Here is a 25646-nt window from a genome sequence, read left to right as displayed (position 1 = left end):
AAAATTCCAAACAAAAGCAAGTATCATTCTGTAAACTTTGCCCAATTTTAAACCAAAAAGGGCGCAGCCGCCCGGAAAAGCAGCTGCGCCCTTGTTTTGGGAACACAAATCGTCGTTTTAGCGGGACCCCTTGTCGTAGGGGATGCCCTCTGCCTTGGGTGCCATGCTGTTCTTGGAGGTAAACGCCAGAATGATCATGGACGCCACGAACGGCATCATGTTGTAGATGTTGCTGGACCAGTGCAGCTGTGCCAGGAAGGTGGAGTCTGCAATGTTTGCCAGACTCTTGAACACAGCAAAGAACATGGCTGCGCCAAAGATGTTGAAGGGCTTCCACTGGCCAAAGATCATAACAGCCATGGCAAGGAAGCCTGCGCCGGCCACGCCCACCTCAAAGTTCCAGGTCTGCACCGGGGGCACAATGTAGGCCATACCGCCGATCGCGCCCAGTGCACCGGAAATGACAACACCGGCATAGCGCATCTTGTAGACATTGATGCCCACAGAGTCCGCTGCCTGCGGATGCTCGCCGCAGGCACGCAGACGCAGGCCAAAGCGGGTCTTGTACAACACCACATAGCTGATGATCAGCAGAATGATGCCCAGCGGCACAAAAATGCTCAGCTCCAGCCCGCCGATGCTGAACAGGAAGGGCCTGTTGGTGTAGTTCAGCTTTGCACTGCCGCTATCGCTGAAATTCTTGGCAAGGACCACCGCGATGGCCGTGGCCAGCAGGTTCAGGGCCGTGCCGCCGATGGTCTGATCCGCCTTCAGGTTGATGGAGGCAAAGGCCAGCAGCAGACTGTACACCATACCGGCCAGTGCCGCCACCAGAACAGAGATCAGCACCACGAGGAAGACCGGCATTTCGGCAGGCAGCATGGTCAGGGTGAGAACACCCGCCACACCGCCAATGACCATGATGCCTTCCAGTGCAATGTTGATGATGCCGGAGTGCTCACTGAACATACCGCCCAGTGCCACCAGCATCAGAACGATGCCATACAGCAGCGTATATTTGATCAGAAGCAGCATATCACTTGCCCTCCTTTTCGGTTGCAGATTTTGCAGGAGCAGCAGGCTCTGCGTTCACATTGGTTTTATCGGCATTCTTGAACAGCAGTGCGTGGATCTTGCCGCGGAACAGCATGGAGAATGCACACAGGTAGATGATGATACCGCTGATCAGGTCCGAGATCTCAGTGGGGTAATACTTGGTGGAAAGGAAGGAGCCGCCCACCGAGATATGGGAAATGAAGATTGCCGAGAAAATGGTGCCAATGGGGTTGGAGCTTGCCAGCAGTGCAACGGAAATGCCGTTGAAGCCCATTGTCGGCAGGCTGGTGGAGTTCAGCGGGTTCCACTGGGACACATTGGACAGATAGTACAGGCCCGCACCAAAACCGGCCAGTGCACCGGCAATGGCCATGGAGAGGATGATGTTCTTCTTCTCGTTGATGCCGGCGTAGCGGGCAGCGCTCTTGTTCAGGCCCACAGCCTTGAGCTCGTAGCCGAAGGTGGTCTTGTTCAGCACTACCCAGATCAGAACTGCCACTGCTGCCGCCAGGAAGATGGCAATGGTGGTGCTGTTGGTCTGGAACAGCTTGTTCAGGCCGAAATCCGGGATGATGGACTGAGCGTAATCGGCGTTCTTGCTGATGTTGATGGTACGGGTGTTGCGCACATCGTACATGGGGCCGGTGCCGTTCTGGTAAATGAGCTCATTGACCAGATACAGGCCGATCCAGTTGAACATGATGGAGGTAATGACTTCGTTGATGTTGAAGTAGGCCTTGAAGAAGCCGGGGATCGCACCCCAGATGCCGCCCAGAATGGTGGCTGCGATCAGACAGACGAACCACGGCAGCTTGAGCATGATGGCACAGTACAGAGCACCGTAAGCGCCCAGCGTATACTGACCCGCCGCACCGATGTTGAACAGGCCGGTCTTGAAGGCAAAGGCCACGGACAGACCGGTCATAATGAGGGGAGCCGCATTTGCCAGCTCCTTGCCGACACCGTAGGGCGCGTCATGGAAGCCGCCCTTCAGGATGCGCACAAAGCCGTCGCCCCATGCGTGGGCCGGGTTGATGGCCAGCAGCACCAGAAAACCGACCACAAGGCCGATCAGGATGCACAGCAGAGCAGCCAGCACACTTGTGATGGAGCTGTTCAGACTGCTGTGGGAAAGTTTTTTCTTGTTCATGTGTTATTTGCTCTCCTTTCCCTGCTTGCGTGCGCCTGCCATATACAGGCCCAGCTCCTGCACGGTGGTGGTCTTGGGGTCAAATTCGCCCACGACCTCGCCCTCGTACATCACAAGGATGCGGTCGGACAGGTTCATCACCTCGTCCAGCTCCAGACTGACCAGCAGCACGGCCGTACCCTTATCGCGCTCGGCCACGATCTGACGGTGGATGTATTCAATTGCACCAACGTCCAGACCGCGGGTGGGCTGGACTGCCACCAAGAGCTTCGGGTCCTTATCGATCTCACGGGCAATGATGGCCTTCTGCTGGTTGCCGCCGGACATGCTGCGCACGGTGGTCAGGCTGCCCTGACCGCTGCGCACATCGTACTGGGCAATGAGCTTATCGGAATATTCGCGCACCTTATCGCTGCGGATAAAGCCGCCCTTCTGGAACTCGGGCTGCCAGTAGCGCTGCAGCACCATGTTGTTTTCCAGACTGTAGTCCAGCACAAGGCCGTGCTTGTGGCGGTCCTCCGGGATATGGCTCATGCCGTCCTTGGAGCGCTGACGGATGGACTCGTTGGTGATGTCCTTGCCGTCCAGCGTGATCTTGCCGCTGCTGATCTTTTCCAGACCGGTCAGACCGTAGACGAACTCGGTCTGACCGTTGCCCTCGATACCGGCAAGACAGACGATCTCACCGGCGTGCACCTGAAAAGAGACATCCCGGACTGCGTCCTTCTTGTGCTGGGCGCTGTGCATGGTAACGTTTTCCACATCCAGCACCACTTCGCCGGGGTTGGCAGGCTTTTTGTCCACCTGCAGCTGCACATCACGGCCAACCATCATGCGGGAAAGCTCTTCCTTGGTGGTGTCCTTGATGTCCACGGTGCCCATATACTTGCCCTTGCGCAGAACAGTGCAGCGGTCTGCCACCGCCATGATCTCGTTGAGCTTGTGGGTAATGAACAGGATGGACTTGCCTTCCTTCTTGAACCCGCGCATGATCTCCATCAGTTCGTCGATCTCCTGCGGGGTCAGCACTGCGGTAGGCTCGTCGAAGATCAGGATCTCGTTGTCGCGGTACAGCATCTTCAGGATCTCAACACGCTGCTGCATACCAACAGAGATATCGCTGATCAGTGCATCCGGATCCACGCGCAGGCCGTACTTTTCGCTCAGGGCCATCACCTTTTTGCGTGCCTCGGCCTTCTGCAAAAAGCCCATCTTGTTGGGTTCCACCCCCAGAATGATGTTGTCCAGCACGCTGAAGCATTCCACCAGCTTGAAGTGCTGGTGCACCATGCCGATGCCCAGTGCGTTTGCATCATTGGGGTTGCGGATGACAACCTCCTTGCCGTTTTTGCGGATCTGACCAGCTTCCGGTTGGTACAGGCCAAACAGCACGCTCATCAGCGTACTTTTGCCGGCGCCGTTCTCGCCCAGCAGGGCATGTACCTCGCCTTTGCGCAGCTGCAGGGTGATATCGTCGTTTGCCTTGATTCCAGGGAACTCCTTGGTAATGTGGAGCATTTCGATCACAAAATCCTCTGCCAATCTGCTCACTCTCCTTTCGTGTCGTTTCGACACCGATACTTCTTTAAGTTCCATTATACCTGATTTGCGGCAATTTGCACATGTCTTTTTTGCTTTTTGGCAGAAAGCACAGACAATAGTATTACTTTTGTACTCTTTTCACGAAGAGTACGCTGCATTTTTCCCGCATTACGCCAATAGAAGACAGAAAAAAGCGGGACACCCCGTTACAGGATGCCCCGCTTTGAAAAGAACTATCGATCGTCCGCAGGCAGGCCTGCCGGACAACAGCTTACTGGATGTAGTTGACGGTGGTGAACTCGCTGACGGTGGGCTTGGTAGCGTCGTCGGAGCTGTTATCAACAGTGATCTCGCCGCTCTTGATCTTGCCCTTGACTTCCTCGTACTCGTCGGTGGTGAAGGACTCGAAGTTCCAGCTGTCTGCATCGGTGGGCAGGCCGATATAATCGCCGTCCTCCAGACCGAAGTTGCCATTGGAACCTGCGATGTCGCCCCAGCTGCCGGCATCGATATCAGCCAGAGCAGTGTTGACAGCCTCGGACAGGCCCTTCATAGCAGAGGTGATGAACGGGTTATAAGCGTAGGTGCCATCTGCAACGCCGTTTGCACCGATGTAGTTCTGGTCAACGTCAACGCCGATGACGTAGCCATTGTTCTTCAGAGCAGCCTCAACAGCGGAGGTGTAGATGCCGCCGCCGCAGGCAAAGACGACCTGAGTGCCGTTGGAGTACCAGCCCTCCATACGGGAGGTGATGTTTGCATCGCCGTAGAACTGGCCGCCGTAGAAGTAGTTGATCTCGATGTTCTGGCCCAGCTCAGCAGCAGCGGCATCAGCGCCCTGCACGAAGCCGTAGCCGTAACGGATAACAGCGGGAACAGCCATGCCGCCCAGGAAGCCCAGCTTGGTCTTGCCGTCCTTTGCGATGGCGTAGCCTGCCAGATAGCCTGCCTGCTCCTCCTTGAAGGTGATGCAGTAGCAGTTAGCAGGGATAGCGTCGGTGCCGATATCGCCCTGAGTCACATCGATGGCGATGAACTTGACATCGGGATACTGGTCAGCAGCCCATGCCAGAGAAGCGCCGTACAGGTAGCCGACACAGACGATCACATCAGCGCCATCGTTGACAGCCTGACGGATCATGGTCTCGCGATCCTCATCGGAAGCGTCAGCCTCGGGAATGTAGTACTGGCAGTCATCGCCCATGTAGCCGGAAACAGCAGTCCAGCATGCCTGGTTGAAGCTCTCATCATCGATCGTGCCGGTATCGCAGGTCAGAGCGACCTTGACGATCTTCTCACCGCCCTCAGCAGCAGAGGAAGCAGTAGAAGCAGCAGCGGAAGAAGCGGTGCTGGTAGAAGAAGCGGAAGAACCGCCGCAAGCGGTCAGAGCAGCGGCAGCGGCAGCGGCACCAGCCACAGCCAGGAAATTACGACGAGAAATCATCATAATCAAACTCTCCTTTTATTTTTAATAAAATTGCGTCAAACAAATAAAATGCGCAGAACTGCACATTTACTGGCTCAAGTATAACGGCAAGCCGTGTCAGATGCAAGCGAATTCCGATTACAAAATCTTTACAATAATTTTGTAAGTTTTTATCAAAAGTAGTATTTATGCACAAATTTGCCGTAGTTCCGTGCGTTCTCTGTGCTTTGGCACACAATGCACGTATTGTCGTCACTTTATTGTCCTGCAGTGTGCCTCTGCGTTTTTATCCCGTCACTTCACGGCACGGTTGCCCGCCACATTGGAGGGGCCAAAACCGAAGGGCAGCAGTTCGTCCATGCTGCGCTCGATAAAGTCTTCCGGTGTCTTTGCCATGATAACGTTCAGTTCCGGCCCGCCGAATTCAAACAGAGCCTGGCGGCACACCCCGCAGGGAGAAGTGATCTGCTCGTTCACCTCGCCGCGGCGGCTGCCCACCACAGCAATGTCGGTGAACTCGGTCACACCCTCGGCCACCGCCTTGAACAGAGCCGTGCGCTCTGCACAGCTGGTGGGGGTAAAGGCAGCGTTCTCCACGTTGCAGCCGGTAAAAATGCGGCCATCCTTGGCGCGCAGGGCAGCGCCCACCATAAAATCGCTGTAGGGCACATAGGCTTTTTCCCGTGCAGCCAGTGCCATGCGGATGAGCTCCTTCTTTTCTTCCAGGGTCAGGTTTGTCATATCCGTCACTCCTTTTTTGGTTTTCAGGGGTCGAAAACAGCGCGGCAAGCCCTTTTGCAGGCAAACCGCGCTGAAATGCGTTTTTAACGCTTAGTATTCTGCACCCAGTGCTACCTTCATCATATCGGTAAAGCTCTTCTGGCGCTGTTCTGCCGTGGTGATTTCCGGCGAAACAAAGCTGTCGGAAATGGTCAGCAGGCAGGCAGCGTTCTTGCCCAGCACCTGTGCATTGGCAAACAGGGCAAAGCTCTCCATCTCCACGCACAGGCAGCCGCGCTCGTCGCGCAGCTTTTCCCAGTAGGTGGGCTTTGCATCGGAGGGCTGACGGTAGAACACATCCGAAGAGTGGATGTTGCCCTCAATGAGGGGGATACCCTGCTTGGCGGCAGATGCGCGCAGCTTGTCGTTCAGGCTCTGGCTGGGCAGCGTGATGTCCCCTTCAAAGCCGCTCTGCACACGGGCATAGTTGCTCTCGCTCACAGCACCGGCGGCCAGCACCGTATCAAACAGCTTGGCCTTGTCGGTATAGCTGCCGGCAGAGCCGATGCGGATGATGTTCTCTACATCGTAGAACTTGAACAGCTCATAGGAATAAATGCCGATGGAAGGCATCCCCATGCCGCTGCCCATCACGCTGATGGAACGGCCCTCGTAAGTGCCGGTAAAGCCAAGCATGCCGCGCACGCCGGTCACCTGACGCACATCCTTGAGGAAGGTATCTGCAATGAATTTTGCACGCAGGGGATCGCCCGGCATCAGGACAGTCTTTGCAAAATCGCCTTTTTCAGCACTGATGTGAGGGGTAGACATAAGATCATCTCTCCTTTTCTGTTACATAATACAGCAGATGGGCCTTCTCCGGAGAAAAAGCCCTCTGCAAACTTACCTTTACCTATACTTTCTGCGGTTGAACACATTCTGCGGCGCGATGTAGCTGCCGTTGCGGCGGATCTCAAAGTGGCAGTGGTTGCCGCTGGAGCGTCCGGTGCTGCCCACATAGCCGATCAGCTGGCCCTGCTTGACCGTCTGACCAGAGTGCACCGCCAGCGACAGACAGTGCGCATACACCGTGGTGTAGCCGCTGCCGTGGCTGATGATGATGGAGTAGCCATAACCCGTACCGGCACCGGCCTTGTTGTAGCCGGCCTTGGTCACGGTGCCGCCCGCCGATGCGTAGATGGGCGTACCGGCAGCCGCACAGATATCCACACCCTTGTGGCTGCCGCCGTACCAGCGCGAGCAGTTCCGGTAGCCGGGCACCGGCCAGATGAACTGACCGCTGCCGGTGATGTAGCTGGTGCTGCTGGTCACCTTTTTGGTGCCCTTCACGATCTTTTCCGTGACAGGCTCCTGCACCACTTCCGTGCTCAGGATCTTCTGAGAAAGCTGGATGCCATCGGTGTTATAAACACGCTGCGCCGTGATCTGACGCAGGCCGTTCACACCGTTCTGCACCGTTTTCTTGGTACCCACCGTGTACTCGTTGGAGGTGGTGGTCTCGGTGGTATAGGGAATCTCCTCCTGCCAGGTTTCCACCTTGGTGATGCGCACTTCCAGCGTAGCTTCCTGCTTGGTCACGATCAGCTCATCACCGGCCTGAATGTTAGATTTCTCGTTCAGGGGCGCGCCCTTGAAATTGGTATTCAGTTCGCACAGCTCACGGAAGGTGAGGTCGTTTTTCTGGGCGATGCTCCATAGCGTGTCGCCTGCGCCCACTGTGTAGATCTTTTCCTGCTGCTGCACACCGGAAAGTTCCTTTTCCACATCCGCTTCGTCCTGAAAGCTGTCGTTGAAGTAGATGCCGTTTTCCAGCGTGACTTCCTTGTTGAAGCCCACGGTCACGTTGGAGTTCTCAGGGTCCTCATAGGGTTCCAGCAGGCTGCTCAGGTAGCTCTGCAGGCTGACACCATCGCTGCACACTGCGGTCAGCTCGCCATCCAGATACAGGGCCGTGCCCTCGCTGATCTCGTCGCTGGCGCTCTTCAGGATCGCGTCCGCCATCTCGTTTTCATCCATGGTCTTGTGGGCCACGGTAACGGTGTAGGTAGGCTCCACGGTCCACTTTGCATGGTCGGTGTCTGCGTAGTTGATACGCTCCTGCACCGCCTCACGGGCCGAGTTGAACACATCCTCATTGGCTACATAGCCGACGGTCTGGCCGTTCACCTGCACCTCCAGCGCATAAGGCTGGCGGACGGTATGGTTGAACACGGTCACCATAACGGCCAATGCGCACACCGGCAGCACATACATGGCCATGCGCGGCAGTGTTTTCAGGTTGCGGCGCACGCCGCTGGCCAGATAATGTACGCTGGCTTTGCAGGCTGCGGCAAAGCCTTTTTCTTTCCGCACCCGTTGGGCGTGCACCAGCAGCGAACCGCAGCCCCGGAAGAACAGCCAGATCGGGCCGAACAGGTCCCGGAACATCTGCGCTGCCCCCGGGAACGCCATTGCCGCAGCATTTGCCAGCAGTGTCGTAAATGCCTGCCACAGCCACAGCCAGCCGCTGCGCAGGCCGCGCCCAACGCGGACGAATCCATACTCTGTAGAATAGCCCAGTGCATACAGCGTCTCCCCGATGACTGGCACGGCAGAATTCTGGGCAAGCTTTCTGCCAAAATCATTCACATGATTCTGGGTTTTACGGCGCAGCCGGTGCCGGTGCAAAAGCCCCATGCATTGCAGCTGTGCCCAAAGGGAGCGCAGCCTCTGGCCGCGTTTCGGTTTTACCGGTGAAGCGGGCTGCTGCTCCTTTGTCTTGTCTTCGATCAAAAGGTTTTTCTCCTTCCTTGCCGCCAATGCACACACGGTGCCGGGATAAGACGGCGGCGGTCTTGGGCGCACATGCCCTTTCCAGCAGGCTCATGCACACAACATTCTTATTTTATTATACACCCTGCCGTCTTTGAAACAAGCATTGTCACAAAATTTGGGCGGTTCTTTCACTTACTTTTCACCAAAAAGCTGTTTCATATCCTGCGGCAGCGGGCTTTCCGCCGCAGCAGTCTTCCAGTTATTTCCATTCGCCGGGCATTCCACCCGGATTCCGCCCTCCACCGGGGTGTACACCGGCACCCGGAAGCTCTGCCTTGCGCAGTGCAGCGCCTGCCGCCCAATGCGCTCCCGGCTCCCGCCGTAAAGGTCATCCCCAGCCAGCGGGTGGCCGATGGACGCAAAATGCACCCGGATCTGATGGGTGCGGCCCGTTACCGGCACACAGGCTGCAAGGCTCAGGCCGTTTTCTGCCTTTAATATGGTATACTCGGTACGGCTGGGCTTGCCGTCCGGGGTCACGCAGCGGCCAATGATGCTCTCCGCCTGGCGGCCAATGGGCGCGTCGATCACGCCCGGACCCAGCGGCAGCTCTCCCTCCACAACGGCATAGTAGAGTTTTTCCACATTCCGGGCCAGCAGCGGCGCAGCATAGGCGTGCTTTGCAGCCAGAACAAGGCCGCTGGTGTCCTTATCGATACGGTTCACCGGGCGGAACACCGGGCTGATGCCCTGCTGCGCAGCCCATGCCGCATACCCGTTGGCAAGGGTATCGTAGGGGTAGTTCAGGGTGGGGTGCACGGCCAGATGCGGCGGCTTTTCCAGCACCACTGCAAAGGCATCCTCATAGACCACGCTTACCGGGATCTCCGGCTGCGGGGCCACGCCTTCCCCTTCCGGCGGCAGCTCAAAGCTGACCGTCTGCCCCGGGTACACCCTGCGGTTGGCAAGGACAGGCTCTCCATCCGCAAAAAAGCCGCTGCCCCGGAACTTGACTGCACGGGCAAGGTCGGTAGAAACGGCACACTGGCGCAGAAAATTGCGCAGAAGCACTCCGTTTTGGGTCTGCGGCGTATCGGGCACCGTAAAAAACAGCCGCATATGCACCCCCACCTCCTGCGCAAAAAACATAAAAATATATAAGATATTATATCAAAAAAGGCTTCTACTTGCAAATCCTGCTTTTTTATGGTATCATGAGGAGCGGAAAACGAGTGGAACATACGGCGGCGGGGCGGCTTTGACCGCTCTGAGGAAAGTCCGGGCCTCACAGAGCACGGTAACTGCTAACGGCAGCCGAGGGTGACCTTAGGGAAAGTGCAACAGAAAACAAACCGCCGCAGCAATGCGGTAAGGATGAAACGGCGAGGTAAGAGCTCACCAGCGCATGGGTGACCATGCGGCTTTGTAAACCCTACCGGAAGCAACGCCTATATGGGACGTACAGCGCTGCTCGCGTGTCCCGAAGGCGGCACGAACCTGTCAGCAATGGCAGGTCTAGACAGATCGTCGTTTAATACAGAACCCGGCTTACGGTCTATCTCGTTTTCCATTTTTCAGTCTTTGATTCCCGCACATTTTTGTGTGGGATTTTTTATTTTTTGTCTTGCCCGCTTTCTCCGTCGGGCAGTGCGAGATGGAGAGAGCGCGGCTGTTTTGTTTTTGTCATTGTTCTTTTACTTCCCATTTGGGTCTGTTTGTGGTATACTATGTGCACTGCAGGAAATTGCAGTCAACTAAGAAAGACAGGATGTGAAATCCTCCGATGAAAGATGGTTTTTTGAAAGCAGCCGCCCTTTCTCCCGCACTGCGGGTGGCCGACTGCGCCTATAATGTCCGGCAGATCACGGATGCTTTGCACAAAGCCGCAGCCCGCGGCGTAAAGCTGGCCGTGTTCCCCGAGTTCTGCCTGACCGGCTATACCTGCGGCGACCTGTTTCTGCAGCGCACGCTGCAGACCGGTGCACTGGATGCCCTGAGCACCCTGCTTGATGAAACAAAAGCACTGGACGTTGTCACGCTGGTGGGCCTGCCGCTGCTGGTGCACGGCAAGCTGTACAACTGCGCCGCCGTGCTATGCCATGGCCGCATTCTGGGTCTTGTGCCCAAGACCTATTTGCCCAACTACGGCGAGTTCTACGAAAAGCGCCAGTTCACCCCGGGCAGCACCGAAGTGGAGCTGGTGGAGGTGTGTGGTCAGCAGGTGCCCTTTGGCACTTCCCTGCTGTTCCGCTGCCGCCAGATGCCCAGCTTTGTGCTGGGCGTGGAGATCTGCGAGGATCTGTGGAGCGCCCTGCCGCCCTCCACCTTCCACGCGCTGGCCGGTGCGACCGTGATCGCAAATCTTTCCGCCAGCGATGAGACCGTCGGCAAGGCCGAGTACCGCCGGGCGCTGGTGTCCAACCAGTCTGCCCGCCTGCTGTGCGGCTACCTGTATGCTTCCGCCGGGCACGGTGAGAGCACGCAGGACATGGTGTTCGCCGGCCACGACCTCATTGCCGAGAACGGCACCATCCTCTCTGAGAACGCCCCCTTTGACGGCGGCTGTGCTGAGACCGAGATCGACTGCCAGCGCATGGAAGCCGAGCGTGCCCGCAACACCAGTTTTGAGCTGAGCGGCGAGGGCTACCAGACCGTGGAGTTCGATCTGGAACCGGCAGAGACCACGCTGACCCGCTGGATCGACCCCGCCCCCTTTGTGCCCGGCGACCCCAAGCGCCGCGCCGAGCGCTGTGAGCTGATTCTGAAAATGCAGGCCGACGGCCTTGCCAAGCGGCTGGAACACGCCCACGCAAAGACCGCCGTTATCGGCATTTCCGGCGGCTTGGACAGCTGTCTTGCGCTGCTGGTGGCCGTGCGTGCCATGAAGCAGCTGGGCCGCCCCGCCCGGGATGTGTTGGCTGTGACCATGCCCTGCTTTGGCACCACGAAGCGCACCCGCAGCAACGCAGAGATCCTGTGCGATGAGCTGCAGGTCTCCTTTAAAGAGATCGATATCGCCAACACCGTGCACAGCCATTTTGCGGACATCGGTCAGGACGAGAGCGTGCTGGATGTCACCTTTGAAAACGGACAGGCCCGCGTGCGCACGTTGGAGCTGATGGATACCGCCAACCGCACCGGAGGCCTTGTAGTGGGCACCGGCGACCTTTCGGAGCTGGCGCTGGGCTGGGCCACCTACAACGGCGACCACATGAGCATGTACGGTGTGAACGCCGGTGTGCCCAAAACGCTGGTGCGCCACCTTGTGCGCTACGAAGCCGACATTGCCGCCACCGATGCTCTGCGCACGGTACTGCTGGATATTCTGGATACGCCCGTCTCCCCGGAGCTGCTGCCTGCCAAGGACGGCGAGATCGCGCAGAAGACCGAGGACCTTGTGGGACCCTACGAGCTGCACGATTTCTACCTGTATCAGGTGCTGCGCTTCGGCTTTGGCCCGGCCAAGATCTTCCGGCTGGCAAAGACTGCATTCGCAGGCCGGCCGGAGTACCCGGACAGCGTGCTGTACAAGTGGCTGCGCAACTTCTACTGGCGGTTCTTTGCCCAGCAGTTCAAGCGCAGCTGCCTGCCCGACGGCCCCAAGGTGGGCAGCGTGACCCTTTCGCCCCGCGGCGACTGGCGGATGCCCAGCGATGCCTGTGCCGCACTGTGGCTGGCCGAGCTGGAACAATTACAGATCAAGGATTAACGCATGAAAAACAAAAAGCTGCTTACCGATCTTCTCTTTGCCGTGGTCATTCTGGCCATTGCCGCTGTGCTGCTGGTGGTGCGCCGCGTGCACGCTTCCGGCTCCGGGCTGCGGGCCGAGCTGATCTACGGCGACAACAACACCACCATGAACCTGCCGCTGGACGTGGATGAGACCTATGATGTGGACACCGGTTACTATACCGTCCACATTCAGATCAAGGACGGTGCAGCCCGGTTCGTGGATTCGCCCTGCCCGGATCACATCTGTGAAGGCTTTGGCTGGCTTTCCAACGAAGATCAGACCGCCACCTGCCTTCCGGCCCGTGCAGTGCTGACCATTGTACCTGTTTCCTGACAAAAAGGAGTGGTTTTGAATGATGGATGAAAACGATCGTTCCCACGAAGATTACCGTTCTCTGCGGCACATCAGCCGCAAGGAAGGCTCTGAGGATACTGCGCCCATCGAGGTAGACAGCTCGGCGTTTTTTTCCGAGCTGCCGCCGGAACAGCCCAGCACACCGCCTCCGGCCCAGCCTCCCCAGAAGCCGCCGCGCAGCGGCCACAACACACCCGTACCGCCCAAGGCCCAGCCGCCCATGGATGGAGCCGTGGCAGTACCTTCCAAGTGGGGGAAAATTTTGCTGATCTTACAAGGTATTTTAAGCATTCTGGCACTGGTGCAGCTGTGGCGCACCCAGATGCTGCCGGTGCTGTATCTGGTCATTCTGGCCGCGCTGCTGGCGCTTTTGTGGCTGCTGGTAAAGCGCTGTCAGGAGTACAATGTTCCCGGCAAGGTGGCCCGGGTATTCTCGGTGTTCCTGTGCGCTGCCATGGCGCTGGGCTGCTTCTGGGCCCAGCAGGGCCTTTCTGCCTTGGGCAGCATGACCTCTGGCCTGCTCACCGGTGCCGAGGCCAACAAGATCACCAAGGAGCCGTTTGTGATCTACCTCAGCGGCGTGGACACCCGCGGCGAGTTGACAGAAAATGCCCGCAGCGACGTGAATATTCTTGCTGCCGTGAACCCTGTCACCAAGAGGGTGGCCCTGATCAACACCCCGCGCGACTACTACGTAGACCTTGCCGGCACTGACAGCAAGGATAAGCTGACTCACGCCGGTCTGTACGGCGTGGAAACCAGCATGGCCACACTGGGCAATCTGTACGGCGTCAATGTGGACCATTACATCCGCATCAACTTTGCGGGCTTCATCAGCATCATCGATGCGCTGGGCGGCGTGGATGTCTACTCCGATCAGGCGTTCACTTCTGTGGGCAGCCCCGGCTACTATGACCCCACCACCTTTGTGGAGGGCTGGAACCATCTGGACGGCAAGGCCGCTCTGGCCTTTGCCCGTGAGCGTCACGCCTTTGCATCCGGCGATATCCAGCGCGGCATCAACCAGATGAAGGTGATCGATGCCATGCTGAACAAGATCAAGTCCCCTGCCCTGCTGATGGGCTTTTCCAAGATCATGGATGCCGCAGCCGACTGCTTTGTGACCAGCTTTTCGCAGGATCAGATCAGTGCGCTGGTGCGGATGCAGCTGAGCGACTTTGCCGAGTGGGATATTGAAAGCTACACCGTCACCGGCACAAGCTCCAGCAGCACCAAGTGCTACTCTGCCAAGGGACAGAAGCTCTACGTCATGAAACCGGACGATGCTTCTGTGAGCAAGGCCAGGGAAATGATCGCGTCCGTGCTGGGCGGTGAGGGCACCGTTGCCGACACCACCCAGAAGCCGGAAAAGACCGATGTGTTCACCCCCACCACCGACCCGAACGCTGCCGTTTCGGAGGTGCCTGCGGAGAGCGTTCCCGAGGAAGTGCCCGCCGACAGCCTGCCGGAAGAGACCGTCCCGGCTGACCAGCCTGCAGAGCAGCCTGCCGACACCCAGCCGCAGGAGCCGGAAGCTCCCGCCGAGGGCGAGACCGGCAGCGGTGATACGGCCGGAGAAGCACCGTCCATCTCCCTGCCCACACAGGAAGAGGTGGAACAGGCTGCATCGTCCATCTACAATGCGGCTTCCTCCATCTGGGGTGCCATTCAGGATGCTGCTTCGCAGCAGAACGACGCGGCCTGACGATTTGAAATATCCTCTGCGCAAGCTCCGGACTCTATCGCGGAAATATTATTTTATTTGCAAAACAGGAAACAACTGCGGTCGTTTCCTGTTTTGCTTTTTCACCAGAAAGTCCGTGCCGATAAACTGCATAAAAATGCCGCCTGCATCTTGAACCAATGCAGGCGGCTTTCTCATTCTATAAAATCATTATGCCTTGATCTCGTTCCAGACGCTCTTGCCGTCCAGAGAGGAAGCATCCACATCAAGATACTCGCAGATGGTCTGGGCGATGGTGCCAAAGCACAGACGGGTGCCAAGGTCAACGCCAGGCTTCACGCCCTTGCCGCAGATCAGGTACGGCACATACTCGCGGGTGTGGTCGGTGGTCTTGGTATAGGACGGGTCGCAGCCATGGTCAGCGGTGACCATGAGGAGATCGCCCTCCCGCATTCCGGGGATGAAGTCGGCCACGAACTTGTCAAACTCGGTGGCAGCGGCGGCATAGCCTGCTACATCGCGGCGGTGGCCGTAGAGCATATCGAAGTCCACCAGATTCACAAAGGCAAGGCCCTCAAAGTCGCGGGTCTGCAGTGCCTTGGTGAAGGCGATGCCATTGGTGTTGCCAGTGGTCTTGATCTTTTCGGTCACGCCCTCACCGTCGAAGATGTCAAAGATCTTACCCACAGCGATCACATCCCTGCCAGCATCTTTCAGCAGATCCAGCATGGTAGCGCGGGGCGGCTTGAGGCTCAGGTCGTGGCGGTTGGTGGTGCGGTAGAAGGTATCCGCAGTGTGGCCCAGGAAGGGGCGTGCGATCACGCGGCCCACGCCGTACTCGCCCTTGAGCATCTCGCGGGCGATCTCGCAGTAGCGGTACAGCTCATGCACCGGCACCAGCTCTTCGTTGGCGGCCACCTGAAATACACTGTCGGCACTGGTGTAAACGATAAGGGCGTTTTCTTTCATGGCCTGCTCGCCGTAATCCTTCAGTACCTGCGTGCCGGAGTAAGGCTTGTTGCACAGCACCTTGTGGCCGGTCTTTTCCTCAAACTCGTGGATCAGCTCATCCGGGAAGCCGTTCGGGAAGGTGGGCAGCGGCTTGGGGCTTACCACACCGGCGATCTCCCAGTGACCAATGGTGGTATCCTTGCCCATGCTCTGCTCCTGCAGGCGGGCAAAGGAGCCGATGGGCGCTGCGGTCTTTTCGCCTGCGGTCACACCATCAATGTTGAACATGCCCATCTTTTGCAGGTTGGGGCAGTTGAAGTTGGGGTGTTTTGCAATGGCACCCAGGGTGTTGGTGCCCTCGTCGCCAAAGGCGGCGGCATCCGGCTCTGCGCCAATGCCGAAGCTGTCGAGGACGATCAGAAAAACACGCTTTTCCATATCGTTTTTTCTCCATTTCTTCCGGGGACCTGCCCCGGATAAGTGATACTATCTTTACTTATCATTATAAGCAAATCCTGTGCCGGATGCAAGCTTTTTCGCCTTCCCGCAAATATCCGTCATTTTCACCAAAATGTTCGTCATTTTGTTCACGAATTGACCGGGCGTTTTTTCATTTTTAAACGTAAATGCGTCATTCCGTGGCAAAGATTTCTTGACCGCCTAAAAAATTCAGCCACAGCGCAAAGTTTTCCTTGCCCTATTGTATCCCAGCGGATATAATAATAGGTGGAAAAGTTTTGAACCACAGGATTTTTCCGCTTTTGTACCACAGCACGGGATTTTTCCCGTTGGCCACGTGCAGCTGTCTGTATGACAGCGGACAGCCTGCCGCAAAATAGAGAATGTGAAGTTGTAGTTGGAGGTAGTAAAAGTATATGAGAAAAACAAAGATCATCTGCACTCTGGGCCCGTCCACCGATCAGGAAGGCGTTCTGCGCGAGCTGGTCGCCAACGGCATGAATGTTGCCCGTTTTAATTTTTCCCACGGCTCTCACGAGGAGCATCTGGGCCGCTTTGAAAAGCTGAAGGCCATCCGTGAAGAGCTGGGCAAGCCGGTCGCTGCCCTGCTGGACACCAAGGGCCCCGAGATCCGCCTGAAGGACTTCAAGAACGGCACTGAAATGCTGGAAGCCGGCCAGACCTTCACCCTGACCACCCGCGAGGTGGAAGGCACCAAGGAGATCTGCTCCATCACCTATAAGGACCTGCCGCAGGATGTGCAGCCCGGCGGCACCATCATGCTGGACGACGGCCTGATCAAGCTGCAGATCGTCACCGTGAACGACACCGACATCGTGTGCAAGGTGCTGAACAACGGCAAGATCAAGAACAAGAAGGGTGTCAATGTGCCCGGCGTGCATCTGTCCATGCCGTATATGAGCCAGCGCGACCGCGACGATATCATCTTTGGCGCACAGCAGGGCTTTGACTTCATCGCTGCTTCCTTCGTGCGCACCGCACAGGATGTGTACGATATCCGCAACCTACTCAACGAGTATGATTCCGATATCCGCATCATCGCCAAGATCGAGAACCGTGAGGGCGTGAACAACATCGACAGCATTCTGGCTGCAGCCGATGCTGTCATGGTGGCCCGCGGCGATCTGGGCGTTGAGATTGACTTTACCGAGCTGCCCGGCATTCAGAAGAATATCATCGAGCGCTCCTTCTCCTTTGGCAAGCCCATCGTCACCGCTACCCAGATGCTGGACAGCATGATCGTGAACCCCCGCCCCACCCGTGCCGAGATCTCTGACGTGGCAAATGCCATCTACGACGGCACCTCTGCCATCATGCTTTCCGGCGAGACTGCTGCCGGTGCTTATCCGGTGGATGCTCTCAAGACCATGTCTGCCATTGCTGAGCGCACCGAGCAGGAGAACCACGCCCGCTTTGTTCCCCTCGCCGAGAACACTGGCAAGATCAGCGTGAGCGACGCAACTGCACACGCTGCCTGCCTGACCGCCAAGGACGTGAACGCTGCCGCCATCGTCACCGTGTCCGAGTCCGGCAACACCGCCCGTCTGCTGAGCAAGTACCGCCCGGAGCAGCCCATCATCGCCTGCGTGATGAAGGAGCAGGTGCAGCGTCAGCTGGCTCTGAGCTGGGGCATCACCCCGCTGATGATGCCTCTGGCACACAGCACCGATGAGCTGATCGAGATGTCCACCTCTCTGGCCAAGGAGAACGGCTACCTGCACAACGGTGAGCTGGCCGTTGTGACCGCAGGCGTGCCTGTGGGCGTGTCCGGCACCACCAACATGATCAAGATCCACATGGTAGGCAACTGTCTGGCTACCGGTGTGGGCGTTGGCCGCGAGAATGCCGACGTGACCAGCGCCACCGGCAAGGCCTGCGTCTGCCGCACGCTGGAAGAGGTGCGTGCAAAGTTCAAGCCCGGCATGGTTCTGGTGGTGCCCTCCACCAGCAACGAAATGCTGAGTTACGTGCGCGATGCCGCCGCTCTGGTGGTGGAAGAGCCGGGCCTGAACAGCCACGCTGCCATTGCCGGCAAGGCCCTGCTCAAGCCTACCGTTGTGGGTGCCGCCGGTGCTACCAGCCACATCCGTGACGGTCTGATGATCGCTGTGGACTGCGCTCACGGCAGCGTGCAGCGCCTGCAGGCATAAGCCAAAGGAGAAGATCATGGAACGCATTGCAAGCTTCTGTGTTGACCATACCAAACTGGACCGCGGCATGTATCTGAGCCGTCAGGACGGCGATGTTCTCACATGGGACATCCGCATGAAAAGGCCCAATCACGGCGATTACCTGTCCACCGGTGCCGCCCACACGCTGGAGCATCTGTTTGCCACCTATGCACGCAACAGCGCCTTTCAGGACAGCGTGATCTACGTTGGCCCCATGGGCTGCCGCACCGGCTTCTATCTGCTCACCCGCGGCCTGACTCCCGCCGAGGCACTGGAGCTGACGGTGGAATCCTTCCGCTTCATGGCTGGCTTTGAGGGCGCTGTGCCCGGTGCCAGCGAAGTGGAGTGCGGCAACTACCGCGATATGGATCTGCCCGCCGCCAAGGCCGAAGCCGCTGCCATGCTGCCGGTGCTGGAAGCACTGACCGGCGACGAGCTGCATTACTAAGCTATCTTCACCCTTCAAATTCATCATCATAAAAAAGCGCTCTCCCACCGGGTTTCCGTTGGGAGAGCGCTTTCGTTTTAGTTGTTCTTGATCGCATCCAGTGCCTGCCGTGCAGCACGGATGTTTTCTTCACTCGTCTGCCATACCTCAAACTCTGAAAAGCCCGGCAGCCCCATGGGCACACCCTCGCGGCGGAAGGTCATGCGGCTTTGCAGCACCTGCTTGCCGGAAAGGTGGAACGCATGTGCCCCGGTCTGTGCGGCCAGTGCCGGGATGTTTTGTGCCGTGACACCGGCACCTACCAGAATTTCCACGCTGTCCCCTGCCCGCTCCACCAGTCGGCCGAGAAGCTTCGCTCCCTCTGGGGCACTCGCCGCCTGCCCGCTGGTGAGGATGGTACAAAGGCCCATGCTCCGGACCGTTTCCAGTGCCGCAAAGGGGTCGGCGCTGACATCAAAGGCACGGTGCAGGGTACACGCCACCGGACGGCCTGCCTTTTCCGCTGCCCTGCGCGCCGCCGCATAAATAGGCCGCATGGCATCCGCATTCAGCTGCCCTTCCGGGGTCAGCACACCGGTCACGATACCATCCGCCCCGGCCTCCACCAGCTCTGCGGCCAGCTGTTCCATCTGGGCAAGCTCGTAGCTGTCGTAACAGAAGTCTCCGAACCGGGGCCGCAGCAGAGCGCGCACCGGCAGGCCGGTCTCCGCCTTGACCTGACGCACCAGCGCAAGGCTGGGCGTTGTACCGCCCACGATCAGGTCGGCACACAGTTCCAGCCTGCTGGCACCGCCGCGTTTTGCTGCCAGTGCACTGGCAGTGCTGTCCACACATACTTCCAGAACGGAACGCATTTCAATTCCTCCCTTTTTGCCGGGCCTTGAACCCGGCATTCTGGTTTATTCTACCACGTTTTTCCGTTTTATAAAACCCTGCGGCAGCAAAAAGCTGCGGCCCGGGTCTTATCCCTGCCGCAGCCTTTGTTGTTTTTTTCAGATCAGACCCAGCGCCTTGAACTCCTTTGCAATGCCGTCCTCGTATACCGAGGGAGCAATGCGGTCGCACCGCTTTTTCAGGTTTTCGGAGCCATTGGCCATGCACACACTGATGCCGACAACATCGGTCATCTGCAGGTCATTATCGCTGTCACCAAAGCCGATGGTATCTGCCAGCGTGCAGCCCAGATGGTCACAGATTGCCTTGATGCCGGTGCCCTTATTAAATTTGCGGTTGATGAGCTCACCATTCACAAAGCCATCTGTCAGGCGGTCCAGCTTGCTTTCGCAGAACACGAACTGGTCGGCATAGAGCTGCTTTGCCTCGGCAAGGTCGCTCTCGTGGTCGGCAATGAACACGATTTTATACAGCGGTTCCCCTTTGTAATCGGAAAGCGGCAGGATGGACATGCCCTCTTCCATGGCTTTGCGCCAGCGCTCCGCTTCGCTGTTCAGCGGTGCATCGTTCTTTTTGTGGATAAATTTCCACCTCTCAGCCATCTTGCTTCCGCCAAAGGTGGCATCCCGGGCTTCCAGCGTGCACTCCACGCCATTGCGCTCCAGCGCCGCGCGCACGCCTTCAGCCTGCTGCGGCTCCATGGGGATATCCACCAGAGTCTTGCCATCGCACAGCACATAGCCGCCGGCGCTGCACACTGCGCCCGCAAAGCAGTCGTGCCGCAACAGCGGTTCGGTCATGCGGTGGTTGCGGCCGGTGCACAAAAACAGCTTGTGTCCGTTTGCTCTGGCGCGATCCAGTGCAGCCAGAGTGCTTTCCGGGATGAGCATATCACCCGGCGGCAGCAGCGTGCCGTCAATATCCAGAAAAATCAGCTTACGACCCATACTTTTATCCTTTATCATCAAAGGGAGCCTCGCTCCACGATCTGATAGCCCAGCGTCACCTGACGCACAGGCCCGCTGCTCCCATTTTCTTCCAGCATCTGCAGCAGGATCCGGGCAGCCTCCTGCCCCACCTGCTTCTGGTAAAAGCGCACCGTGGCCAGCCCCGGTTCCATCATGCTGCCAGCCCAGCTGTCGCCAACGCCTGCAAGACCCACATCCTGCCCCACATGCCGTCCTGCTTCCCGCAGGGCACGCATGGCACCAAAGGCCACCGTGTCAGTCACGCAGACCACACCGTCCAGATCCGGGCAGCGCACCAGCAGTTCCTGCATACAGCGCTGGCCCTCCTCCATGGTAAAGGCGTTGCAGCAGATGCGGGGCATCTGTTCGCCGTTCAGTCCGGCAGCGTTCAGCGCATCCTGCACGCCCTCACGGCGCTGCACGCCGGTGGCATCGTCCCGCTCTGTACCGCCAATATAAACGATCCTTCTGCGGCCATGATCCAGCATCCGCTGGGCAAGTTCCCGGGCTGCAGTGCGGTCGTCGTTGTACACGCAGGCCACATCCTGAAAACGCTGGCCTGTTACCACCACCGGCACACGGCAGTTTTTCAGCGCCTGCGCCAGCTGAGGAGTATAATAGCTGCCCAGCAGGATGATGCCCGCCACGTGGTTGCGCTGCATGGCAGTCAGATAGCCCAATTCCCGCTGGGCGTCCAGCTCGGTGTTTCCCAGCAGCATCAGATAGCTCTTTGCATCCAGCTCACTGGCAATGCCTGCCGTGATCTGCCCCACCGACTGGGAACCGATGCTGGGAGCGATCACCCCCACCTGATTCACTTTTCCGGTGCGCAGAGTCTGGGCGGCGGTATCCGGGCGGTAGCCGGTCTTTTCCACTACCTCGTGGATAACAGCCCTCTTCTGTTCGCTCAGGGGGCCTCCGTTCAGGTAGCGGCTGACTGCCGCACTGGATACACCCGCCATTTTTGCAATATCACTGATGGTCATTTGCAGTACTTCTCTCTTTTGGGATGCATTGTTATGTGTAAACGTTTTCATGCTTATTATAAACCGCTTTCACCCATCCCGCAAGATGCGCTTTTCCCGGTTTATTCCGAACGCATTTTTGTTTTTCTGGCAACTGTGTACAAAAGACGGCTTTTTTCTGAGAAGCAGGGCATTACAGGCGGTCAGGCTGCGCCCATGCTCCATGCACGCACGGCAAGCCCCAACAGCAGGACCACCAGCAGAACGATGAACACGGTTTTATTGCCAGTTCTTCTCTGTTTCTTTTTGCGGCCTGCCGTGCTGCGGCTTTTGGCCGAGCTGCTGCGCGCTGTGGTGCTTCTGCTGCCGGAGGAACGGCTGCCGGCCGTTTTGCGGCTCTGGGTGCTGCGGTTCTGGCCCTGCTTTGTGCTCTGGCGGGCTGGCTCGTGCGCAGCCGTTTTTTCTTCCGGCGCACGGCTGGATACGATCGGCTCCTTTGCGCCGCAGCGCGCCAGATAATTTTCTGCATCGCGGTAATAGCGGGCAAGTTCATTCTCGCGGAAAGCCGTGCCCACATAGCCGTCTTCCAAGCTCTCCACTGCCTCGTTGAACAGGATCGCCGCCTGAGCGGCATCGGTGTGATCGGTGGCGTGGGCGGCTTCGTTGCGGGCGGTGCGCACAGCATTGCAGGCGCGGCGGGCCGCACCCGGATTGCTGGTATTGCCCAGCAGGTCCAGCGGTTTGGCGGCATCCTTTTCCGGGTCCAGCAGAACCCGCATACAAATGGTGGTATCCAGCTGCTGCCAGCTGTTTTTGCCGGAAAGATCCGGCATACGGTCGTAATAGTCCGGGCTTTCCTGCTGGCGCTGTGCAACGTGATCCAGCAATGCACCCAAGCTGTGCGCACCGGGTTTGTGCTCCCAGTGCCAGCGCAGCAGGCGGCGGCTGATCTCATCGCAGGCAGTCTTGATCTCAAAGGCAGCCTGTAAGGCTTCTTCCGGCATAATGGTTCTCCCTTCTTCTGGCATACAAAAAAGCGGAGAAGGCATACCGCCCTCTCCGCTGCTGTTTGTGTTACAGCACGAACTGGTAATACACGAAGCCGCACAGTGCCACTGCTGCACAGACAATGGCAGTGATGGGCGGCACCCAGCGGATCAGCGCTTCGGCCACGCTGTCGCGCTCGTCCTCGTATTCTTCCTCGTCGTCATAGGCAGGCTCCGGCTGCTGAGATATCGGCTGTGCACGGCGGGCTGCAGCAGGCATCACACGGGTGCCTTCGTCCGCAGCTGCATGAGATGCCCTGCCCGGGAACTGTGCCCGCATTCCGGCATCCATCACACGGGTCTGCTCTGCAGCAGGTTCTTCCGGCTGTGGTTCTGCTTCACGGCACGGTGCACCCATGATCCGGGTCGGCTCCTCCTGCACGGGCTCTGCGCCCATAATGCGGGTAGGCTCTTCAGCCTGCGGGGCAAGAGGCGTTTCCAGTTCCGGCTCGGTCTGGGCAGGCTGTTCCGGCTGCAGCAGGGTGTTCAGCGCGTTCTGCAGCAGGATGCGGTCGCAGCCGCACTCCGAGCAGTACACGGTATCCTCCTCCTTCGGGTGGAAGGCACCGCAGGCGCAGTACCAGCCATTTTCAAACACCTGCGGCTGATACTTCAGCTCCGGGCGGTTCATGCGGGTCTCCAGCGCCTTTTCCAGCTCAGCAGACAGGCGCTTGGGGGCAGGCAGGCGCACGCGCTTGATGCCGTCCAGATGCACCACCCGCTTGCCGTTGTACACGTTGCACAGCGAAACATCCACGCTGGTGATGGCCTTTGCGGTAACGAACACCGCATCGTCCATGCCAAACAGTTCGCCGGGCTTTACTTCCAAGTCACGGTACTCGAACCGGTCCTCGCACAGGATCACGCCGTCCACGCCCTTGCACTTGAAGTGGATCTCCAGCGCGGTCAGGGTCACCTTGGAAATATTCTTGAAGGTCAGGCAGACCGCGTGCTCCCCGCTGACATCACCCTTGAGCAGCTCCACGCAGACGAACTGCACCGGGCTGCCGGGGGTGTAATAGTTTGCGCGGGTCCGTGCGACCGGGTTAAAATTTTCCTCCACGACACTCGCTCCTTTCCATTTGGATCAAATCAGTTCTGCGGGTCCTGTGCATCCGGCGTTTCCGGTGCAGCGGTCTCCGGCAGCGGCTGGGCCGTTTCGGCCTGTTCGGCAGGCTCAGCGGTCTCTGCAGGTTCAGCAGTTTCGGCCTGCTGAGCAGTCTCTGCAGGGGCAGCCTGCACGGTCTGAGCAGGCTGTTCCGGCTTCGGCTCATCGCCTTCACGCGGGGGCAGTGTGCCGCCCGCCATAATGGTGTTGAACTCCTGCTCGTTGAGCTTCTCGCGTTCCATCAGGGCCTGTGCCAGCGCGTGCAGCTGATCGATGTGCCCGGTCAGGGTGCGGCGGCAGGTCTCGTAGGCTTCATCGATGATATCCCGCATCTCGCCGTCGATCTCGGCAGCGGTGGTCTCGCTGTAGCCCTTGCCCTGACCCAGATCGCGGCCCAGGAAGGTCTCCTCCTGCGAGGTACCGTACACCACAGGGCCAAGCCGCTCCGAGAAGCCGTACTTGGTAATCATCTGGCGGGCAATGTTGGTGGCCTGCTGCAGATCATTGGAAGCACCGGTGGAGATATCCTCCAGGATCAGCTGTTCGGCCACGCGGCCGCCCAGACTGGAAACGATATCCTCGAACATTTCGCCCTTTGTCACGTAGCTGCGGTCTTTCTCGGGCAGGTACATGGTGTAGCCGCCAGCCTGACCGCGGGGGATAATGGTGATCTCGTGCACACGGGGGTGATGCTTGCAGTAGAAGCCCGCCACAGCGTGGCCTGCCTCGTGGTAAGCAGTCAGCTTCTTTTCCTCCGGGGTCACAACGCGACTCTTCTTCTCCGGGCCAGCCATCACCTTCATGGAAGCTTCCTCGATATCCTCCATGGTAATGGCCTTGCGGTTGCGGCGTGCAGCCAGCAGAGCCGCTTCGTTGACAAGGTTCTCAAGGTCTGCGCCCGCAAAGCCTGCGGTGCGCTGTGCAATGACCCTGAGAGAGACATCCGGGGCCAGCGGCTTCTTTTTGGTGTGGACCTTGAGGATCTCCTCACGGCCCTTGACATCCGGCAGGCCCACATAGACCTGACGGTCAAAACGGCCCGGACGCAGCAGAGCCTTATCCAGAATGTCGGCACGGTTGGTGGCCGCCATGACGATGATGCCGTCGTTGGCCTCAAAGCCGTCCATTTCCACCAGCAGCTGGTTCAGGGTCTGCTCGCGTTCATCGTGGCCGCCGCCCAGACCGGCACCGCGCTGACGGCCCACAGCATCGATCTCATCAATGAAGATGATGCAGGGCATGGACTTCTTTGCCTTATCGAACAGGTCACGCACGCGGGATGCACCCACGCCGACGTACATTTCCACAAAGTCAGAGCCGGAAATGGAATAGAAGGGCACACCGGCCTCGCCTGCGCAGGCGCGGGCCAGCAGGGTCTTGCCGGTGCCCGGAGGGCCTACCAGCAGCACGCCGTGGGGGATGCGTGCGCCCAGAGTGTTGAACTTCTCCGGGCTTTTCAGGAACTCCACGACCTCTTTCAGCTCTTCCTTTTCCTCGTCCTCACCGGCAACATCGGCAAAGGTGGCTGTCTTTTGGTTCTCGTGCTCGTCCTTCACCTTGGCTTTGCCAACGTTCATGATCCCGCCGCCGCCAGCACCGCCGCGCATCATGGAGAACAGCAGGAAGCCGGTGCAGCCCAGCATTGCCAGATAGAACAGGATCTCCATCCATGGGATGTTTTCCTTGACAGGGGTATAATCGTACACCATGGGAGCATCCGGGTTTGCTTCGTCATAGGCGGCAATGTAGTCGCCCACATACTTGACGAACATGGATGCATAGGGCAGCTTGTAGCGCACAGTCACAGTGCCGTCGCTGTTCTTCTGCGCAGCAGTATCCTCATCCGAGGAGGACAGCATACCGCTCAGCAGTCCGCCGGTGGCCTGCGTGGTGCTCTGGGACGTGGTATCGGGCAGGGGCAGGTTGTTCTTGCCGCCTTCCTTGAGGTTCATGGTGATGACACCGGTGTTCAGGTCCAGCGAGAACTGCGTGACCTGCAGGCTTTCAAAATAATGCACCACCGTGGAATATTCCATGGAAGAGCTGCTGGCAGAGCCGGTGCCGCCCAGCACCGACCAGACCATCAGCACCGCCGCCAGCGCCAGAGCAAGGATCAGCGGATTGAAACGGGGTCTTTTGGATTGCAAAAAAATCAACTCCAGTTCTTGGATGAAT

The 25646-nt window shown here is 58.4% G+C and carries 20 protein-coding genes and 1 other RNA gene; 6 read left to right on the top strand and 15 right to left on the bottom strand.

Annotated elements, in window-relative coordinates:
* Positions 1-117: 117 nt before the first annotated feature.
* The 8 genes from ACGHUK_RS05140 to ACGHUK_RS05105 all read right to left on the bottom strand — a co-directional run bounded on the left by ACGHUK_RS05140 (position 118) and on the right by ACGHUK_RS05105 (position 9788).
* Positions 118-1035, bottom strand: coding sequence for an ABC transporter permease (locus ACGHUK_RS05140; RefSeq protein ID WP_097774807.1), 918 nt, complete (start codon positions 1033-1035; stop codon positions 118-120).
* A gap of 1 nt (position 1036) precedes the next feature.
* Positions 1037-2206, bottom strand: coding sequence for an ABC transporter permease (locus ACGHUK_RS05135; protein ID WP_005940077.1), 1170 nt, complete (start codon positions 2204-2206; stop codon positions 1037-1039).
* A gap of 3 nt (positions 2207-2209) precedes the next feature.
* A complete protein-coding gene (locus ACGHUK_RS05130; protein WP_390575779.1) occupies positions 2210-3724 on the bottom strand; it encodes an ABC transporter ATP-binding protein in 1515 nt (504 codons plus the stop codon).
* A gap of 295 nt (positions 3725-4019) precedes the next feature.
* The gene (locus ACGHUK_RS05125) at positions 4020-5195 is read right to left on the bottom strand and encodes a BMP family protein (RefSeq protein ID WP_154258681.1); all 1176 of its coding nucleotides are present in this window, start codon (positions 5193-5195) and stop codon (positions 4020-4022) included.
* A gap of 273 nt (positions 5196-5468) precedes the next feature.
* Positions 5469-5915 (bottom strand): cytidine deaminase, encoded by a 447-nt coding sequence (locus ACGHUK_RS05120; RefSeq protein ID WP_005940064.1) that lies wholly within the window; start codon positions 5913-5915, stop codon positions 5469-5471.
* A gap of 90 nt (positions 5916-6005) precedes the next feature.
* A complete protein-coding gene (deoD, locus tag ACGHUK_RS05115) occupies positions 6006-6725 on the bottom strand; it encodes a purine-nucleoside phosphorylase (RefSeq protein ID WP_390575348.1) in 720 nt (239 codons plus the stop codon).
* Positions 6726-6803: 78 nt separating this feature from the next.
* Complete coding sequence (locus ACGHUK_RS05110; protein ID WP_243139181.1) at positions 6804-8687, bottom strand: M23 family metallopeptidase; 1884 nt, start codon at positions 8685-8687, stop codon at positions 6804-6806.
* Between the two features lie 174 nt (positions 8688-8861).
* A complete protein-coding gene (locus ACGHUK_RS05105) occupies positions 8862-9788 on the bottom strand; it encodes an RluA family pseudouridine synthase (protein WP_390575345.1) in 927 nt (308 codons plus the stop codon).
* Positions 9789-9898: 110 nt separating this feature from the next.
* Between ACGHUK_RS05105 and rnpB the strand changes: the two genes are divergently transcribed.
* The 4 genes from rnpB to ACGHUK_RS05085 all read left to right on the top strand — a co-directional run bounded on the left by rnpB (position 9899) and on the right by ACGHUK_RS05085 (position 14461).
* An RNA gene (rnpB, locus tag ACGHUK_RS05100) (RNase P RNA component class A) lies at positions 9899-10236 on the top strand.
* A gap of 216 nt (positions 10237-10452) precedes the next feature.
* Entirely contained in the window at positions 10453-12378 is a 1926-nt protein-coding gene (locus tag ACGHUK_RS05095) for an NAD(+) synthase (protein ID WP_371290997.1), read from the top strand.
* A gap of 3 nt (positions 12379-12381) precedes the next feature.
* A complete protein-coding gene (locus ACGHUK_RS05090) occupies positions 12382-12735 on the top strand; it encodes a NusG domain II-containing protein (RefSeq protein ID WP_154255363.1) in 354 nt (117 codons plus the stop codon).
* 19 nt (positions 12736-12754) lie between these two features.
* Positions 12755-14461, top strand: a complete 1707-nt coding sequence (locus ACGHUK_RS05085) for an LCP family protein (protein WP_390575341.1) — start codon at positions 12755-12757, stop codon at positions 14459-14461.
* A gap of 189 nt (positions 14462-14650) precedes the next feature.
* On the opposite strand, the gene ACGHUK_RS05080 is transcribed toward ACGHUK_RS05085, so the two are convergent.
* The gene (locus tag ACGHUK_RS05080) at positions 14651-15829 is read right to left on the bottom strand and encodes a phosphopentomutase (protein WP_097774800.1); all 1179 of its coding nucleotides are present in this window, start codon (positions 15827-15829) and stop codon (positions 14651-14653) included.
* A 437-nt stretch (positions 15830-16266) separates the two neighbouring features.
* Here ACGHUK_RS05080 and pyk point away from each other — a divergent pair, with 437 nt between their 5' ends.
* Both pyk and ACGHUK_RS05070 read left to right on the top strand, forming a co-directional pair.
* The gene (gene pyk, locus ACGHUK_RS05075) at positions 16267-18021 is read left to right on the top strand and encodes a pyruvate kinase (RefSeq protein WP_097774799.1); all 1755 of its coding nucleotides are present in this window, start codon (positions 16267-16269) and stop codon (positions 18019-18021) included.
* Between the two features lie 16 nt (positions 18022-18037).
* Positions 18038-18490 (top strand): S-ribosylhomocysteine lyase, encoded by a 453-nt coding sequence (locus ACGHUK_RS05070; RefSeq protein WP_005940027.1) that lies wholly within the window; start codon positions 18038-18040, stop codon positions 18488-18490.
* A gap of 77 nt (positions 18491-18567) precedes the next feature.
* On the opposite strand, the gene ACGHUK_RS05065 is transcribed toward ACGHUK_RS05070, so the two are convergent.
* The 6 genes from ACGHUK_RS05065 to ftsH form a co-directional block, all read right to left on the bottom strand.
* Positions 18568-19344: a copper homeostasis protein CutC gene (locus tag ACGHUK_RS05065; protein WP_390575338.1), complete on the bottom strand. Its 777-nt coding sequence runs from the start codon at positions 19342-19344 to the stop codon at positions 18568-18570.
* Positions 19345-19482: 138 nt separating this feature from the next.
* Complete coding sequence (locus tag ACGHUK_RS05060) at positions 19483-20331, bottom strand: HAD family hydrolase (protein WP_390575335.1); 849 nt, start codon at positions 20329-20331, stop codon at positions 19483-19485.
* Positions 20332-20348: 17 nt separating this feature from the next.
* Positions 20349-21338 (bottom strand): LacI family DNA-binding transcriptional regulator, encoded by a 990-nt coding sequence (locus ACGHUK_RS05055; RefSeq protein WP_154258667.1) that lies wholly within the window; start codon positions 21336-21338, stop codon positions 20349-20351.
* A 182-nt stretch (positions 21339-21520) separates the two neighbouring features.
* The gene (locus ACGHUK_RS05050; RefSeq protein WP_165852869.1) at positions 21521-22321 is read right to left on the bottom strand and encodes a hypothetical protein; all 801 of its coding nucleotides are present in this window, start codon (positions 22319-22321) and stop codon (positions 21521-21523) included.
* A 70-nt stretch (positions 22322-22391) separates the two neighbouring features.
* Positions 22392-23426, bottom strand: a complete 1035-nt coding sequence (locus ACGHUK_RS05045; protein ID WP_390575331.1) for a hypothetical protein — start codon at positions 23424-23426, stop codon at positions 22392-22394.
* A gap of 29 nt (positions 23427-23455) precedes the next feature.
* Entirely contained in the window at positions 23456-25627 is a 2172-nt protein-coding gene (gene ftsH, locus ACGHUK_RS05040; RefSeq protein ID WP_390575329.1) for an ATP-dependent zinc metalloprotease FtsH, read from the bottom strand.
* Positions 25628-25646: the final 19 nt, after the last annotated feature.

It is taken from the genome of Faecalibacterium sp. i25-0019-C1 (assembly GCF_042854225.1).
Taxonomy (GTDB): domain Bacteria; phylum Bacillota; class Clostridia; order Oscillospirales; family Ruminococcaceae; genus Faecalibacterium; species Faecalibacterium taiwanense.
Note: the sequence above shows the minus strand (reverse complement) of the source record. Positions and strands in the feature narration are given on the sequence as shown.

What these genes read in the sequence shown, in the direction of transcription:
- ACGHUK_RS05055 (WP_154258667.1), bottom strand. Translation starts at nt 21,338, where the DNA reads ATGACCATCAGTGATATTGCAAAAATGGCGGGTGTATCCAGTGCGGCA.
- ACGHUK_RS05065 (WP_390575338.1), bottom strand. Translation starts at nt 19,344, where the DNA reads ATGCGTTCCGTTCTGGAAGTATGTGTGGACAGCACTGCCAGTGCACTG.
- ACGHUK_RS05060 (WP_390575335.1), bottom strand. Translation starts at nt 20,331, where the DNA reads ATGGGTCGTAAGCTGATTTTTCTGGATATTGACGGCACGCTGCTGCCG.
- ACGHUK_RS05050 (WP_165852869.1), bottom strand. Translation starts at nt 22,321, where the DNA reads ATGCCGGAAGAAGCCTTACAGGCTGCCTTTGAGATCAAGACTGCCTGC.
- ACGHUK_RS05070 (WP_005940027.1), top strand. Translation starts at nt 18,038, where the DNA reads ATGGAACGCATTGCAAGCTTCTGTGTTGACCATACCAAACTGGACCGC.
- ACGHUK_RS05120 (WP_005940064.1), bottom strand. Translation starts at nt 5,915, where the DNA reads ATGACAAACCTGACCCTGGAAGAAAAGAAGGAGCTCATCCGCATGGCA.
- ACGHUK_RS05140 (WP_097774807.1), bottom strand. Translation starts at nt 1,035, where the DNA reads ATGCTGCTTCTGATCAAATATACGCTGCTGTATGGCATCGTTCTGATG.
- deoD (WP_390575348.1), bottom strand. Translation starts at nt 6,725, where the DNA reads ATGTCTACCCCTCACATCAGTGCTGAAAAAGGCGATTTTGCAAAGACT.
- ACGHUK_RS05090 (WP_154255363.1), top strand. Translation starts at nt 12,382, where the DNA reads ATGAAAAACAAAAAGCTGCTTACCGATCTTCTCTTTGCCGTGGTCATT.
- ACGHUK_RS05105 (WP_390575345.1), bottom strand. Translation starts at nt 9,788, where the DNA reads ATGCGGCTGTTTTTTACGGTGCCCGATACGCCGCAGACCCAAAACGGA.
- ACGHUK_RS05125 (WP_154258681.1), bottom strand. Translation starts at nt 5,195, where the DNA reads ATGATGATTTCTCGTCGTAATTTCCTGGCTGTGGCTGGTGCCGCTGCC.
- ACGHUK_RS05135 (WP_005940077.1), bottom strand. Translation starts at nt 2,206, where the DNA reads ATGAACAAGAAAAAACTTTCCCACAGCAGTCTGAACAGCTCCATCACA.
- pyk (WP_097774799.1), top strand. Translation starts at nt 16,267, where the DNA reads ATGAGAAAAACAAAGATCATCTGCACTCTGGGCCCGTCCACCGATCAG.
- ACGHUK_RS05080 (WP_097774800.1), bottom strand. Translation starts at nt 15,829, where the DNA reads ATGGAAAAGCGTGTTTTTCTGATCGTCCTCGACAGCTTCGGCATTGGC.
- ACGHUK_RS05095 (WP_371290997.1), top strand. Translation starts at nt 10,453, where the DNA reads ATGAAAGATGGTTTTTTGAAAGCAGCCGCCCTTTCTCCCGCACTGCGG.
- ACGHUK_RS05085 (WP_390575341.1), top strand. Translation starts at nt 12,755, where the DNA reads ATGATGGATGAAAACGATCGTTCCCACGAAGATTACCGTTCTCTGCGG.
- ACGHUK_RS05130 (WP_390575779.1), bottom strand. Translation starts at nt 3,724, where the DNA reads ATGCTCCACATTACCAAGGAGTTCCCTGGAATCAAGGCAAACGACGAT.